Source organism: Limnoraphis robusta BA-68 BA1, from assembly GCF_034932365.1.
GTDB classification, from domain to species: Bacteria; Cyanobacteriota; Cyanobacteriia; order Cyanobacteriales; family Microcoleaceae; genus Capilliphycus; species Capilliphycus robustus.
The window spans coordinates 16,172-30,762 of the sequence record NZ_JAYGHR010000006.1 but is presented as its reverse complement, the minus strand read 5'-3'; the positions used below and the strand labels follow the sequence as shown (position 1 = coordinate 30,762).

Annotated in this window: 14 protein-coding genes; 10 read left to right on the top strand and 4 right to left on the bottom strand. The window is 42.6% G+C overall.

Annotation, left to right across the window (positions count from 1 at the left end; all coding sequences use genetic code 11):
- Positions 1-99 precede the first annotated feature (99 nt).
- Complete coding sequence (glnA, locus tag VB836_RS04640) at positions 100-1,521, bottom strand: type I glutamate--ammonia ligase (RefSeq protein WP_323218223.1); 1,422 nt, start codon at positions 1,519-1,521, stop codon at positions 100-102.
- 164 nt (positions 1,522-1,685) lie between these two features.
- Here glnA and apcB point away from each other — a divergent pair, with 164 nt between their 5' ends.
- From apcB to VB836_RS04605, 7 genes are all read left to right on the top strand, one after another.
- Positions 1,686-2,195, top strand: a complete 510-nt coding sequence (gene apcB, locus VB836_RS04635) for an allophycocyanin subunit beta (RefSeq protein ID WP_046279201.1) — start codon at positions 1,686-1,688, stop codon at positions 2,193-2,195.
- Positions 2,196-2,280: 85 nt separating this feature from the next.
- Positions 2,281-2,553, top strand: coding sequence for a hypothetical protein (locus VB836_RS04630; protein ID WP_323218222.1), 273 nt, complete (start codon positions 2,281-2,283; stop codon positions 2,551-2,553).
- A gap of 102 nt (positions 2,554-2,655) precedes the next feature.
- Positions 2,656-3,054: a zinc ribbon domain-containing protein gene (locus tag VB836_RS04625; protein WP_323218220.1), complete on the top strand. Its 399-nt coding sequence runs from the start codon at positions 2,656-2,658 to the stop codon at positions 3,052-3,054.
- A 99-nt stretch (positions 3,055-3,153) separates the two neighbouring features.
- Positions 3,154-4,044 (top strand): TlyA family RNA methyltransferase, encoded by an 891-nt coding sequence (locus tag VB836_RS04620; RefSeq protein WP_323218306.1) that lies wholly within the window; start codon positions 3,154-3,156, stop codon positions 4,042-4,044.
- Positions 4,045-4,048: 4 nt separating this feature from the next.
- The gene (locus VB836_RS04615) at positions 4,049-4,741 is read left to right on the top strand and encodes a hypothetical protein (protein ID WP_046281805.1); all 693 of its coding nucleotides are present in this window, start codon (positions 4,049-4,051) and stop codon (positions 4,739-4,741) included.
- A gap of 86 nt (positions 4,742-4,827) precedes the next feature.
- Positions 4,828-6,186 carry a hypothetical protein gene (locus tag VB836_RS04610; RefSeq protein ID WP_323218219.1) on the top strand — a complete coding sequence of 453 codons (1,359 nt, stop codon included), beginning with the start codon at positions 4,828-4,830 and terminating at the stop codon, positions 6,184-6,186.
- 120 nt (positions 6,187-6,306) lie between these two features.
- Complete coding sequence (locus VB836_RS04605) at positions 6,307-7,086, top strand: hypothetical protein (RefSeq protein WP_323218218.1); 780 nt, start codon at positions 6,307-6,309, stop codon at positions 7,084-7,086.
- Positions 7,087-7,129: 43 nt separating this feature from the next.
- On the opposite strand, the gene holB is transcribed toward VB836_RS04605, so the two are convergent.
- Both holB and tmk read right to left on the bottom strand, forming a co-directional pair.
- Positions 7,130-8,104, bottom strand: coding sequence for a DNA polymerase III subunit delta' (gene holB / locus VB836_RS04600; protein ID WP_323218217.1), 975 nt, complete (start codon positions 8,102-8,104; stop codon positions 7,130-7,132).
- Positions 8,101-8,760: a dTMP kinase gene (gene tmk, locus VB836_RS04595; RefSeq protein WP_323218216.1), complete on the bottom strand. Its 660-nt coding sequence runs from the start codon at positions 8,758-8,760 to the stop codon at positions 8,101-8,103. Before tmk ends, holB begins: the two co-directional genes overlap by 4 nt.
- Positions 8,761-9,352: 592 nt before the next feature.
- Here tmk and VB836_RS04590 point away from each other — a divergent pair.
- Positions 9,353-9,700: a hypothetical protein gene (locus VB836_RS04590; protein ID WP_046280588.1), complete on the top strand. Its 348-nt coding sequence runs from the start codon at positions 9,353-9,355 to the stop codon at positions 9,698-9,700.
- Positions 9,701-9,900: 200 nt separating this feature from the next.
- Positions 9,901-10,524, top strand: coding sequence for a hypothetical protein (locus VB836_RS04585; RefSeq protein WP_323218215.1), 624 nt, complete (start codon positions 9,901-9,903; stop codon positions 10,522-10,524).
- A 66-nt stretch (positions 10,525-10,590) separates the two neighbouring features.
- On the opposite strand, the gene VB836_RS04580 is transcribed toward VB836_RS04585, so the two are convergent.
- Entirely contained in the window at positions 10,591-12,927 is a 2,337-nt protein-coding gene (locus VB836_RS04580; protein WP_323218214.1) for a heavy metal translocating P-type ATPase, read from the bottom strand.
- A gap of 238 nt (positions 12,928-13,165) precedes the next feature.
- On the opposite strand from VB836_RS04580, the gene mnmE reads away from it, so the two are divergent.
- On the top strand, positions 13,166-14,575 hold the full coding sequence (gene mnmE / locus VB836_RS04575; protein WP_323218213.1) for a tRNA uridine-5-carboxymethylaminomethyl(34) synthesis GTPase MnmE: 1,410 nt from the start codon (positions 13,166-13,168) through the stop codon (positions 14,573-14,575).
- Positions 14,576-14,591 lie beyond the last annotated feature (16 nt).

The following is a 14,591-nucleotide window of genomic DNA, read 5'->3' as shown; positions in this document are numbered from 1 at the left end:
CTTGCCTCTTGCAAGATTGCCTCTTGCCCTAATTCCCAATAAAATAGCCACCCCAGAGGGTGGCGAGTGAAATCTCAAGAGTCAAATTAGCTCAAAACCTTAGACATCATAGTAGAGGGCAAACTCGTAGGGGTGAGGACGTAACCGCATCGGGTTAACCTCGTTATCGAGTTTGTAGGAAATCCAGTTAGCGATGAAGTCTTCGCTAAAGACCCCGGATTCCGTTAAGAAAGCGTGGTCATTTTCTAAAGCTTCTAGAGCCAGTTCCAAGGAACCCGGAGTAGAAGGAATCTTGCGTAACTCTTCAGGAGACAAGTCGTAGATGTCTACATCCAGGGGTTCGCCGGGGTCCATTTTGTTTTTGATGCCATCTATCCCTGCACACAGCATCGCCGCAAACGCCAGATAAGGGTTAGCTGTCGCATCAGGACAACGGAATTCAAGCCGCTTGGCTTTGGGATTGCTACCCGACAGAGGAATCCGAACAGAAGCGGAACGATTACCCTGAGAATAGGCTAAGTTTACAGGCGCCTCAAAACCCGGAACCAAGCGTTTGTAAGAGTTGGTTGTCGGGTTTGTTAAGGCCAGTAACGCCGGAGCATGATGCAGGATACCGCCGATATAATGCAAGCCCATTTCGCTGAAACCTGCGTATTTATCGCCCGCAAACAGAGGCTGACCGTCTTTCCAGATCGACTGGTGACAGTGCATCCCTGAACCGTTGTCATTAAAGATGGGCTTGGGCATAAACGTTACCGTTTTGCCATATTTTTTAGCCACATTCTTAATGACATATTTATAAATCATTAAGTTATCAGCCGCTTCAATTAGAGTTCCAAAGCGGAACCCTAATTCATTTTGCCCTCCCGTTGCCACCTCATGGTGATGCTTTTCAATCGGAACGCCACACTCGGCCATAACCAGCAGCATTTCCGTCCGCATATCCTGCATGGTGTCGGTAGGCGCGACGGGGAAATAGCCCTCTTTATAACGGGGTTTGTAGCCTAAGTTTCCACCGGGTTCTTCTCTGCCGGAATTCCAGCGACCTTCAATCGAGTCTACATAGTAGTAGCCGGAATGTTGGGTTTGATCAAAGCGAACATCATCAAACACAAAGAACTCCGCTTCAGGCCCTAAGTAGGCCGTATCTCCTAAGCCCGTGGAAACGAGATAGTCGATGGCCTTTTGAGCAATCACCCGAGGACAACGGCTATACCATTCACCTGTACGGGGTTCTTTGATGCTACAAATGATACTCAGTGTGGGTTCGGCCATGAACGGATCGATCCAAGCCGTCTTGGGATCAAGCACCATCATCATGTCCGATTCGTTAATCGCCTTCCATCCCCGAATACTGGAACCATCGAAGGGAACGCCGTCTGTAAAGGAACTCTCGTCAATCTGATCGTAGTAGACCGTTAAGTGCTGCCAGATTCCTGGCATATCAATAAACTTAAGGTCGATCATTTTTATATTCTGGTCTTGAATCATACTCAAGACGTCTTGCGCTGTTTCGGGCATAGGGATCTCCATATTGTCTGCGATCTGAGGCGCTCAGCAGATCTTCTCAACCAAGCATCTGGCTGATCATAGTGACTCAGATTGATTAAGTTTTGTATCAAGCATTACACTATAACACGACATGGCTCAGAATAATTGAAAGATATGATAAGGAGATTATTTTCATGCGGGACGCAGTAACGAGCCTGATTAAAAATTACGACCTGACAGGACGGTATTTAGACCGAGATGCCATTGATCAGTTAAAATCCTACTTTCAGACGGGTACCGCACGGGTTCAAGCTGCTGCCGTGATTAATAGTAACGCAGCCGCAATAGTCAAGCAGGCGGGTTCTCAGTTGTTTGCGGAAATTCCTGAACTAATTCGTCCGGGTGGTAATGCCTACACGACTCGTCGTTATGCGGCTTGCTTGCGCGATATGGATTATTATCTGCGCTATGCCACTTACGCGATGGTCGCTGGGGATACCGATGTTCTCGATGAGCGGGTTTTACAAGGCTTACGGGAAACTTATAATTCTCTCAGTGTTCCTATTGGCCCGACTGTTGTCGGTATTGGCATTCTTCAGGGTATTGTTCGTGAACAAATCGCTGCTGCTGGCGTTCCCACGGGTGAATACATTGATCGGCCTTTCGATCACCTGATCCGTGAATTGGCTGAAACCGATATCTAGAGACTATTTCTAGGGTTAATTACTTGGGTTCAATCATTTGATAACCAATGATTGGGGGTGAATTTTTGCTCACCCCTATTTGTGATTGGTCATAGCGGAGTATCCAACTGGCTTTGAGGCTAAACAAGCTCGTATTGTCACAAAAGCAAGTGGGTATTACTTGATGATTTCCTTTCAATGCCCAGAACAATGTCCCGAACCCGTCGTAGGTAGAAATAGTTTAGGGATCGATGCAGGAATAGAAAGTTTTGTTGCTACTAGCTTAGGAGAATTAATCAAAGCCCCGCGATTTTTGTTGGAAGTACAGAGTCAGCTTAAATTGCTACAAAGACGCTTAAAACATAAGGTCAAAGGCTAAAATAATTGGTTAAAACTCCAAAAAAAGATAGCTCGGTTACATGAATCTGTAGCTAATACTCGCCGTGATTGGCATTTCAAGTTAGCTCATTATCTTTGTGATTTGGCGGACAATATTTTTGTGGAAGATATTAACTTTAATTCTTGGAGTCAAGGGATTGTTCGTAAACGGTCTCTTGAATCAGATATTGGGCAATTTATCAACGAGATTCTGCCTTATATCTGCTGGAAAAGGAATAAGGTTTATCTAAAAGTTGCTCAAAATGGAACGTCTCAAGACTGTCCAAATTGCCATGAAATTACAGGTAAGAAAAGTTTGGATCAACCCTTGCATGATTGTCAGTTTTGCGGTCACATTGAAAACCGCGATACCGCCAGCGCAAAGGTAATTAAATACAGAGGAAAAATTGCGGTCGGGCAGTCCGTGATTCAAAAGGCTTGTGGAGACGATCTGGCGGGGGTTAAACAATTAACTTTGTTTGATCTAGTTAAAAGTCAGTGAAGCAAGAATCCCCCGTTATAATCTTTGATTTAACGGGGGAGTGTCAATGTGGTAGAATCAATCAGGTTAATTCTTAGAAATCTCTCTCAAACCCCTCTCTTGGCAAAACAACGGCTCGATACCCTCTTGATTGAACGCAACTTGTGTTCTTCCCGACACTTGGCCCAGCGCTTGATTCGGGCTGGAGAGGTGATGGTTAATCAGCAGGTGATTGACAAGCCTGGTACTGAGATAGACACCCAAGCCCAGATCCAAGTTAAACACCGATCGCCTTTTGTGTCTCGGGGCGGAGAAAAACTCAGCAAAGCAATAGATTATTTTCAACTCAACGTTGCCGGACGCATCTGTATTGATGGCGGTATCTCGACGGGAGGCTTTACAGACTGTCTTCTACAAGCAGGCGCCAAGCAGGTTTATGGGATTGATGTCGGTTATGGGCAGGTAGACTGGGGGCTGCGTAATGATCCGCGAGTTATTCTGCTAGAACGCACGAATCTACGCTATCTGACTCCTGAGCAATTGTATAATGCTGGTGATTTATCTGTTTCTCCCCTTGCGGAAAATCCCATCGAACTAGATACTAAGAAAAGCTACGCGGATTTGGCAGTTGTTGATGTGTCCTTTATTTCTTTAACCAAGATTCTTCCCGCCCTCTGGCATCTTCTGCAACCGCCTTGTGAAAGCGTACTGTTAGTCAAGCCCCAATTTGAAGTCGGGAAGGGACGAGTTGGCAAAAAGGGAGTTGTGCGTGATCCGGTTGATCAAGCCAATGCCATTTTTGAAGTCAATTGTGCAGCAGAAACACTCGGATGGAAATACCGGGGTTTAACCGGATCACCCCTCCAAGGCCCCGCAGGTAACATTGAATACCTGCTTTGGCTCAGTGTTGAGGGTGAAGCGTTTCCCGAACGAGATCAAATCCTGCAAATCGTTCAATCAACCCAACTAGAATTTTCTCATTCCTCCTCTAAATCCTCAATTCGCTCGTAGTTCCATGCAGTTGATTCACCAACTAGGGCGTGTCGGTCTATACATCATTAGTGCTTTAGGCTATGTGGCTTGTGGAGCGATTCTATTTGGGATTGCAATTGCCATTAAAATTATTGCACTCACTTTAGCTCATCGATATTTATATCCCATCTTTATATTTGGTGATTTACTCCGAGGACTAGAGCTAATCGATTTGTTAAATTTATTGGTTTTTGCGGTTGTCGGGATGGGGTTTGGTTTAGCGACGGCTTTACTTCCTTCTCAGGCGGGTCGAAAAATTAGTGCTGCATTTTTAGTGATTCTTGTTCCTCTGATTTTAGCGATTCCTCAATATGTTAGATACAATCTGTGGATTGAAGATATTTCTACAGAAGATCAAATTTCCCAAAGTGCTGCGATTAGTCTAGGAGACTCTTTTTTAGAAAGTCGGGTGAATCATCCGGGTGTATTTGGATTTTATCTCTACACGGGTCAGTTTCCCATGATTCCGACGAAAGCTTCTCAAATGGAAGATTTAACCAAACTGGAAAAACAAGTCAACTCTAGATTTGTAAAAGTCAGTGGTATTCCGCCAACCGTTGTCACTTGGTTAATGGGAATTTGTTTTTGGGGAATTCGTATTTTTTACTTTTGTGTCGCCGTTGTAACCACAGTTGCTCATTTCAAAGATGGGTTAAAAATTGTCGGACGTTATTAATTTGCTGACAATCTCCTGAGTGAGATTTTACGATGATTACAATAGAATATAGCCTCTACGGCTGACCCCATCTCACCGTCATTGCCATGTTGTCTATCATCCCGGATTATTTAATTATCCTGATTGTTGCTTTAGTGATTGTTCCCGCTATCGTTTCGGTCTTCTTACGAATGGTACTTCACTATTATCTGACCAGTCAAGGAAATCAAGTTTGGCGATTAATTTACGGGAAAGTTTCAGGAAGTAAACCCAGATTGGTACAGGAGTTAGAAAGCCGTTTAGCACAAGCCAGACGCGAGTTAGAACAGGTGAATACAGGTGCATTAATTGATCATATTTACAGTTTAGAGCGCGTTTTCTTCATTTCCTGCGAACAAGTTGACCATTTCACTCGGATTTTACCCAATTTATTATTATCGTTTGGATTATTAGGAACCTTTGTCGGAATTACGATAAATTTAGCGGCTTTGAGTCAAGCAGTGAGTGCAACCAGTGGAACGGATATTACCAGTTTATTACAAGAAATTCAACAACCGCTACAAGGGATGGGAATTGCTTTTATTACCAGTTTAACGGCTATTTTATTTAGTGCCTTTCTGACGATTGTTAATTTTATGTTTAATACAAATTTAGCTAAAAATAAACTGTTGAGTGCGTTAGAAGATTATCTCGATAATATCTACCAACCGAGTCTCAAAGGAGAAACCCATCTCGATAGAGTTGTTCAGGGAATGGTCAATACTTTTGAGCAGTTTTTACATCAATTTAGTCGCAGTATTCAAACGTCTATAGAATCCGCACTGCAAGACAAAATTCAAGAAGTTTCCGCCGCACAAATCAAAACTAATCAACTCTCAGAACAAGTCTATAGTCGATTAATAGAAGCCTCTAATCAAGTGATTCAAAGTTCCCAGAATTTTCAACAGACAACAGATCGGTTTATGGAAGCTGCACAAGTCTTTGAACGCAGCCAGTTTCCCCAAACTCTTTCGAGTGCAAGCACAAATCTGGCAAATACTCAACGCGGTTTTTCTCAGTCTGCTACCAGTTTAGCCGCTTCTGTTCAATCCGTTGATGTAGCGATGATTGAGCTACAAAATTATAGCAAACGGTTGATAAAATTTGGGGAACAAATGAATCAAAGTTCTCAAACCTCCCAAGAGTTAATGGAAGTTCACCGCATCAATCAACAGTCTTTAGGAGAGATGACTCAACAGCTTCAAAATGCGACTCAAGGCTTCCAACTGGCGATGAATACTTTAGATATTTTACAACGACGAATGGTAACACGCACCGAAAGTTTAGAAGACATTCAAAGTGAGTTAACTAAACTGGTAACTGCAATTGAACGGTATACAGAAACGCTTCGTTCAGGACTTGATAAACTGGGCGATCGCCTCACTCAAGGGACAATTCATTCTACCACTAACAATCCTAAACTGTGAATTTAAGTTGAAGAAGGAGTCAGGAGACAGGAGTCAGGAGTCAGAATCAATTGGTTGGGGATTTATACCCCATAAGGCTGTTAAAACTTCAAAATATAAAATCAATGAGGAAAATTTCAAATGCGTCATTCTCGTTTCAAAACAGAAGAAGAAGAATTAAATGTTTGGCCAGCATTTACCGATTTAATGTCAAACGCTTTTATGATTTTGAGTTTATTTTTAATTTTAGCCATTATTAAATCGGTTTTTGTGCAATCGGTTTCTGAAGCCAACGCCTCTCGTTCCGAACAGCTTGAACGGGAATTACAACAACGTTCAAATCGGGTGAATAACTTAGAAGGAGAAATCGCCCGAATGAGAGGCGAATTACAGCAACGCAGTAGCCGCATTACCCAACTGAATCAAGAAATAGAACGCTTAAAATCTCCACCAATTATTGTTTTAAGAGATTCGACTGAACGCAGATTTGAGTCAGGAAGTGCCGAATTATCCGAACCGTTGAATCAATTTGTTGAAAACGAGTTAATTGCACAAATCAAAACACTTTCTCAAGATTATCAAGGATATCTTATTGAGGTGATCGGACATACAGATGGTCAAATTAATAGTGGAAATTATAGCAATTTAGACGGGAACTTAGAACAAATTATTCAGGGAAATGAATCTTTCAATCAATTAATACCGGGTTCTAATGCTGACTTAGGGTTAATGCGAGCGTTAGCAGTCGTTAAAAAACTGCAAGATAATCAAGAATTGCAAGCATTAGGCTTAAAATTTAAAGCCTATTCTGCGGCGCAACTCTATGATACATCGGGAAACTATGCACCACCCAATCGACAAGAAGATCCCAACCGACGCCGGATTGAAATTCGCTTTACTCCCCCCGCAGAAGAACGATAAATTTAAAGACCTACTATAACCGCCTCGGCTGCGGCACCCTTTCCTAAGTTTGACAAAAAGCCAAAAATGTGCATTCCCAAACTAATCGGGGTTGGACAAAACTGAGCAAAGATTGTCGCGCTTTTTCTAACTTTTGGAACAATAAAGGATGAATTTTTCCGGTTTTTTGTTGCTGTTGCCAATAACAATGTTGTAAATAATCTATTAACCAAAGTTGTGCTTCTATCTCTAATGTCTGGCTGATTTCTTTCGCTAAAATCAAAGCATCATAGAGAGTTTTAGGCGGTTGTTTAACGCTGTCTAAAAACTCCGGTGACATCGCTTGTAATTGTTGCCAACAAACGATTGCTTCCCCCGGACTTCCTTGAGACATGGCTATGATTTCAGGATGAGATAAGATTTCTTCCTGTCCCTCGGTTTTTAACACCTGCGTCATGGCTTGTTCATCTAACCGATAAAAGGGGATTTTTGCACAACGGGAGACTAAGGTTGATAACAATGAATCGACTCCTGGGGCGATTAAAATTATTGTAGCATTTCCGGGTTCTTCTAGGGTTTTGAGTAACCCATTAGCGGCTGATTCTGCCATTGTTTCCGCTTGATCTAATACCACAATTAAACGACTGGCTTCTAAGGGAGGACGACTCAAAAATTGACCGATTTCTCGAACTTGTTCTAAGCGAATTTGAGGCGGGGAACGACGTTTGATTCCAGCTTCTGCTGCTTCTTGGGCGGATAAACGTTTTCCTTGATGTAAATAAGTCGGTTCAACCCAGAGTAAATCGGGATGATTTCCCAGATGAATGCGATGTCTTAGCTGTTGAGAATTGAGGGGTTTTGTACTCGTCTGACAAAATAAAAACTCTATAAAACAACGAGCCGCTAAACTCCTCCCAATTCCTGAACTTCCGACAAATAAGTAAGCGGGTGCAATGCGATTTTGGAGAACTGTTTGAGTTAGCAACTCAACCGCTTTTTTTTGGGAGATTAGAGGAGAAAAGGCATTTTCTGAAGTCATGATTTTAGGAGAAAGCCCCATTGTTTTAAGTGTTTACTCAAAACCCTCTGGATTTTTTCGCTGACTTGTTCTAAACTAAGATGGGCATCAATGCGGATGATGCGATCGCCTGCTTGAGAGGCCAATTCACAAAACCCTTGATTAACTCGTTGATGAAACGCTAAATCTGCTTGTTCCATCCGATCCATCTCACCTCGGGTTTGAGTACGCGCTAGCCCTTTTTCAACCTCGAGATCGAACCACAAGGTTAAATCACTTTGTAAACCTCCTGTCGCAATCTGATTGAGTTGTACAATTAAATCTTGATCCAAACCCCGACCATAACCTTGATAGGCGATGGTAGAATCGGTAAAGCGATCGCAGAGGATAATTGCGCCTTGTTCGAGATGGGGTTTAAGAAAGGTTTCCACGTGTTGGGCGCGATCGGCTGCAAACAGCAACAATTCAGCTTGCGAGGCGATGGGTTCTTCGAGACGGCTATCGAGTAGAATTTTCCGCAGCGATCGCCCTAAAGCCGTTCCTCCTGGTTCCTTCGTTGTCAGGATAGCAGGTGCAGATGATCCCAGTTGATCACGCAACCAATCACAAGTTTGTTGGATCTGGGTTGTTTTCCCGCCACCTTCGATCCCTTCAAATACAATTAATTTTCCGTCCATTGACTGTTTTTGCTAAACCTGAAGTTATTTTCTCAGGTTCAAGGCCTTCTTGATACTTGTTTTTGTTGTCCTCTAGTATAACTCGCTCACCCTGTTTAAATCTAAGCTAGCTATTTTACCTGACCCACAGAAGAAAACGGCTAGACTTTGATATAATTCACACAATAGATTTTGCAGACGGATTGATAGAGTGATCAAGATTTTTGAGGGTTAAGGGAGGCATCTGTCCAACCTCTGTGGGGATCAAATCATTCATCTTTGGAGATTTGAAAAAAAATTCTCTGATATTGGGAGAAATGATTTGAAGAACAATTCTAGTAGCCTAGCCGCAAAGCAGTAAAGCTCAAACTTTCAATCGGTGAGACAGAGCTAGAGTAAGTTATTTACTCAACTTTGTTAGGACATAAAAAGTTTCGCATTAACTGGCTAATATCATTTTATATCCAACGAGCTAGCTGAAACCCTTTCACCTGATGATCAGAATTTAACGAGATGAAAAAAAGTTCCTCACTCTCAATTTAGAGCAAGCCTTTTGACAAGGTTAATCCCACTGAATCCATTTGTTTATTGTTAAAAAAGTCTGGAGTTTTGTATGGCTCGCTACACTGGTTTTTTCGTGATTGCTACTCCCATTGAAGAGTTACGACTGATGTTAATTGAGATATTAGAAACTTGTAATTTAGACATGATGTATGAAACCCCGAGTTCAATTATTTGTCGAGAAGTGATTGGACGAGTTCCCGTTCCTCAATTAGTCACCGTTGAGGTTGTATTTGACACGGCGACTTCTACCGACTCAGAAACCAAAATGACACTCGTGATCAAAAATGAAGAACTCCCCTTAAAAGTGAATAACCACTGTCGTCAGATGTTTGATTATATTAGTAAGCTGATTATTGATAACCGTGAATGGGAACTTTTAGAAAGTATTGCATTGTAGATCTATCTTAAAATATCAATCTAAACTCAGGGTTGATTGTTGATAAAAATTAACAGGAGGGGTGATGGCTTTACATTCACTCCTCTTTTGTGAAGGAATGCTGTAAAGAGTTGATAAAGTCTCCGGTTATTACGATCAAGGAGGAAAGATGCGATGTATTTTAGAAACAACCTGTTTTAACGCTATGACAATATCAAAAAATGAATAAAAACTATATTTCTCAACTCACCCTGACAACAGTTAGCATTGCTTGTGTATGCAGTGCGATCGCCATAGAACCCTCGCAAGCGACTAATATTAAAAAATGGCAAATTGACTTTTTTGGTGACTCAGGAGAGTTAGTCGGAAAAGGAAGTTTTAGCTACGATCTCGATACGGAGAGTTTTGTACCAGACAACTTTTATACTGATGATGGTTTCTACGTTCAAACGGGGCTTGACAGCTTCAACGCCAATCTGCCAGAATATAACTGGAGTTTAGGAGATTCTGCGGGTTATTATTGGTGGGATGAAGAAACCAAATCACCCAATAATGCAACGATTTCTCGCTATGGAATCTTCCAAAGTAATGATTCTTGGTTTTTTGGCGATCCCTACTTTGCAGAATATTTCCTCAGAATGAATGGCACCCAAGGATCGGGAACTTGGACTCATGCTTTAAGTTACGATTTCTTCAACGAAGATTTTGATGAGGCTGAATACGGTTATTATAAAGTGTATTCATCGGGAACTTGGGTAGCTAAACCGATCCCCGAACCCGCTACTTTATTCGGTTTAATTGCAGTGTTTGGTTTCGGTATTCTATTTCCACAAAAACAACGTTAATCTTGAAATCAAGCCCCTTCTGTGCTATAATCTCTAGAAGAAGGGGTTAACAAACTCACTTCAATATCAGGAAAATTTACGCCGCAATAAGAGCGAATTTGTCACAACACTCACCGAACTAAACGCCATCAATGCTCCCGCAGCAGCCGGACTGAGAATAATCCCCAAACTCGGTAATAGCAAACCCGCAGCTACCGGAATTCCTAACGTATTATAACCAAACGCCCAGAACAGATTTTGGCGAATTTTATTAAAGGTTGAACGACTCAAACGAATAGACTCAACCACATCCATCAGCGAGTCTCTCATCAATACAATATCAGCCGTTTCCATCGCCACATCGGTTCCCGTATGTAAGCCAATTCCCACATCGGCTTGAGCGAGTGCAGGCGCATCATTAATCCCATCACCGACCATTGCGACTCGCTGACCTTGCTGTTGTAAATCAGTAATCGCTTTTACCTTACCATCCGGTCGCACTTCTGCCAAGACATTTTCGGGTTCTAAACCCAATTGTTCAGCAATAGAGGTAGCAACATCACAGCGATCGCCTGTTAATATTATAACTCGTAATCCCATTTTTTGCAACTGTTTGACCGTCGATTTGGCATCCTCTTTTAAAGGATCACTGACGCCAATTAAACCAACTAACTGTTTCTCAAGCGCCACATAAACCGCCGTTTTTCCAGCAACATCGGGAGTATTTTCAAGAAACTCAATTCCTTGCTGAGATAACCCCGATTTGTTTCCCACCCAAACTCGTTGATTGTTCACATTTGCAGAAACTCCTAAACCTGCTTCGGTTTGAAAATCTTCTGCGGGGAGGAGAGATAATTGTTGGTGTTTGGCTTGGTTAATTATCGCTTTAGCGATCGGATGACTTGAACCTTGTTCAACGGTAGCAGCAAGTTGTAATATATGATCTGAATTTTGATCACCGATCGCTAAACAATCTGTTACCGTTGGATGACCTGTTGTCAGAGTTCCCGTCTTATCAAAAACAATCGTATCGAGTTGATGAACCCGTTCTAAAATATCGCCGCCTTTAATTAATAATCCTCGTTCCGCACCGATACTCGAACCGACTAAAATAGCAGTCGGCGTTGCTAAACCCAACGCACAAGGACAAGCAATCACTAAAACCGCAATCGCTAATTTCATGCTTAATAATAGTGGAGCTTGAGTTGCCATTTCTGACGCGCCAAAGTTAATCACATCGGGCCATATTTTCGTGCCTATTCCGTACCAAAATAGAAACGTTAACGCCGCCAAACTCATCACCCCATAAGTAAAATATCCCGCTACTTGATCCGCTAAATTTTGAATAGGGGCTTTACGAGTTTGGGCATTTTCAACTAAACTCACAATCTGAGCTAAAGTTGTTTCTTCTGCGGTACGAGTGGCTTGAATAATCATCGCACCCGACTGATTTATTGTTCCGGCTGAAACGAAATCTCCCACTTGTTTCACTACAGGCATAGACTCACCTGTTAACATCGATTCATTCACCGTTGTTTTCCCGGAAAATATCTCGCCATCAACGGGAATTTTCTCCCCCGGTAAGACTTGTAACCATTCCCCAACTCTGACTTGTTCGGCGGGAATTTCAACCGCTTGGGCAATATTTTGCTCTTGTTCCGGTTGCGGTGGCGGAATTAAACGGGCTATTGTTGGCTGTAGAGCGATTAAAGATTGCAGCGCATTTGTCGCCCGATGTCTGGCTTGTTGTTCTAATGTTTTCCCTAACAATATAAACCCTAACAACATCACAGGTTCATCAAAGAAACATTCCCAACCCAGTTGCGGAAACAACAACGCGACAAAACTGGTTGTATAAGCGGTTAATGTTCCCAACCCGACAAGCGTATTCATATTCGGCGCATTTCTCAGCAGACTCCTCATCCCATCTATAATAATAGACCGACCGGGAAATAATAACGCGATCGTTGCTAACCCCCAGTGAAACCAAATATTATTTAAAATCGGTAAATGTCCGAACCCAAAATGGTGTAAATGCCCTAAACCGGAGAGTAAAATTAATAAGCCACAAGTGATGACTCGACGAATTTGTTGGCGAACTTCTTGGCGGTGACGTTCTGCTAAACTTGCACTCGCTTCGGCACGTTTGCTACTCCCACTCCGAGGTTGAGACGGAAACCCTGTTGCTGTTAATTTTTGGGCTAATTCTTCTGCATTGACGCGATCAACTTGACATTCAACGGTTGCCACTTCAGTCGCTAAATTAACCCGGGCGGAAAGTACCCCCGTTTGTTGGGTTAGCTGACGTTCAACGGCGTTGACACAGCCAGCACATTTCATTCCACCTACATCTAAGATAATGGTTTCTGCCTGAGTCGGCGGAGTAGACTCAACCTGAACATCGTTTTGGGAAGCAAGTTGCATAGATAACAATTATGGACAATTAATCTTATAATGCTGATTATCTTAGCAATTCCTTTGCTCTGAGGTCTACCCCCGAAATGAATAAATTTAAAGGCTTCGGGAGGTTTTGAACCTGTTTTCAATTCTATTAAGTTTTTAGATTTGTGATTGTTTCTTTCTGAGGTCGGGGCGGGTTCGCTTAACAATAATCTCACCTTTGCTGGTAAAATCAAGACTAGATTTGTTTAATGGGCGGCTCATGTCTGAAATTCGGACAGGCGGTGAAACAATTGCAGCGATCGCAACAGCGATTGTTCCTCAACAGGGGAGCGTTGGTATTGTGCGTCTGTCGGGATGTCAAGCCCAAGCGATCGCTAAACTGTTGTTTGATGCGCCCGGACGTCAACGCTGGGAAAGTCATCGCATTCTCTACGGCTATATTCGCCATCCCCAAACTCAACAAATCATCGATGAAGTCTTGCTCTTGTTGATGTTGGCACCCCGTTCTTATACCCGCGAAGATGTGGTGGAATTTCACTGTCATGGCGGAATTATCCCCGTTCAACAGGTGCTACAACTCTGTTTGGAAGCCGGAGCCAGACTCGCTCAACCCGGAGAATTTACACTGCGGGCGTTTCTCAATGGACGTCTAGACTTGACTCAAGCCGAAAGTGTGGCAGAATTGGTCGGTTCTCAATCTCAAGCGGCATCTCAAGCTGCTTTAGCGGGATTACAGGGAAAACTCGCCACGCCCATTCGCCAATTTCGGGCGGCTTGTTTGGATGTTTTAGCCGAAATAGAAGCCCGGATCGACTTCGAGGAAGACCTACCGCCACTAAACGTTCCAGACATTGTATCACAAGTAAACCATATTTCTGCGGAATTGTCAATACTAATAGAAACTGCCGAAAAAGGTGAGCGTTTAAGAAGTGGTTTAAAGGTGGCAATTGTGGGTCGTCCAAATGTGGGAAAATCAAGTTTATTAAATGCGTGGAGTCAAAGCGATCGCGCCATTGTGACTAATCTTCCCGGTACAACTCGGGATATTGTAGAATCACAATTAGTGGTAGGTGGAATTCCCGTGCAAGTATTAGATACGGCTGGAATTCGTCACTCAGAAGATCAAGTCGAAAAAATCGGCATAGAGCGATCGCGATCGGTGGCAAAATCTGCGGATTTAGTCTTATTAACCATAGATGCAGAAGCCGGATGGACAGACAGTGATCAAGAAATTTATCAACAGGTTCAAGATCGTCCCTTAATATTAATCCTGAATAAAATTGATCAAGTTTCCGAGAACGAATTAGAGTCAAAACTCCAGCAAGTTCAATCCAAACTCAACCGAGAAGAATTGTTAATAGTCAAAACAGCCGCAGCGTTAAACAAAGGAATTCCCGAATTAGAAACAGCCATTTTAACGACAATTAACGCGGGAAACGTGCAAGCCTCAAATTTAGAGATTGCCATCAACCAACGTCAAGCTGCTGCGATTACTCGTGCTAAAATTGCCTTAGACCAAATGAAAACAACAATAGAGAATGAACTGCCTCTTGATTTTTGGACAATAGACTTAAGAGAAGCGATTCAAGCATTAGGAGAAGTCACCGGAGAAGAAGTCACCGAGTCTGTTTTAGATCGAATATTCAGTCGGTTTTGTATTGGGAAGTAAGACAGAATCAGCGATA

What these genes read in the sequence shown, in the direction of transcription:
- glnA (WP_323218223.1), bottom strand. Translation starts at nt 1,521, where the DNA reads ATGCCCGAAACAGCGCAAGACGTCTTGAGTATGATTCAAGACCAGAAT.
- apcB (WP_046279201.1), top strand. Translation starts at nt 1,686, where the DNA reads ATGCGGGACGCAGTAACGAGCCTGATTAAAAATTACGACCTGACAGGA.
- VB836_RS04615 (WP_046281805.1), top strand. Translation starts at nt 4,049, where the DNA reads ATGCAGTTGATTCACCAACTAGGGCGTGTCGGTCTATACATCATTAGT.
- VB836_RS04610 (WP_323218219.1), top strand. Translation starts at nt 4,828, where the DNA reads ATGTTGTCTATCATCCCGGATTATTTAATTATCCTGATTGTTGCTTTA.
- VB836_RS04605 (WP_323218218.1), top strand. Translation starts at nt 6,307, where the DNA reads ATGCGTCATTCTCGTTTCAAAACAGAAGAAGAAGAATTAAATGTTTGG.
- holB (WP_323218217.1), bottom strand. Translation starts at nt 8,104, where the DNA reads ATGACTTCAGAAAATGCCTTTTCTCCTCTAATCTCCCAAAAAAAAGCG.
- tmk (WP_323218216.1), bottom strand. Translation starts at nt 8,760, where the DNA reads ATGGACGGAAAATTAATTGTATTTGAAGGGATCGAAGGTGGCGGGAAA.
- VB836_RS04590 (WP_046280588.1), top strand. Translation starts at nt 9,353, where the DNA reads ATGGCTCGCTACACTGGTTTTTTCGTGATTGCTACTCCCATTGAAGAG.
- VB836_RS04585 (WP_323218215.1), top strand. Translation starts at nt 9,901, where the DNA reads ATGAATAAAAACTATATTTCTCAACTCACCCTGACAACAGTTAGCATT.
- VB836_RS04580 (WP_323218214.1), bottom strand. Translation starts at nt 12,927, where the DNA reads ATGCAACTTGCTTCCCAAAACGATGTTCAGGTTGAGTCTACTCCGCCG.
- mnmE (WP_323218213.1), top strand. Translation starts at nt 13,166, where the DNA reads ATGTCTGAAATTCGGACAGGCGGTGAAACAATTGCAGCGATCGCAACA.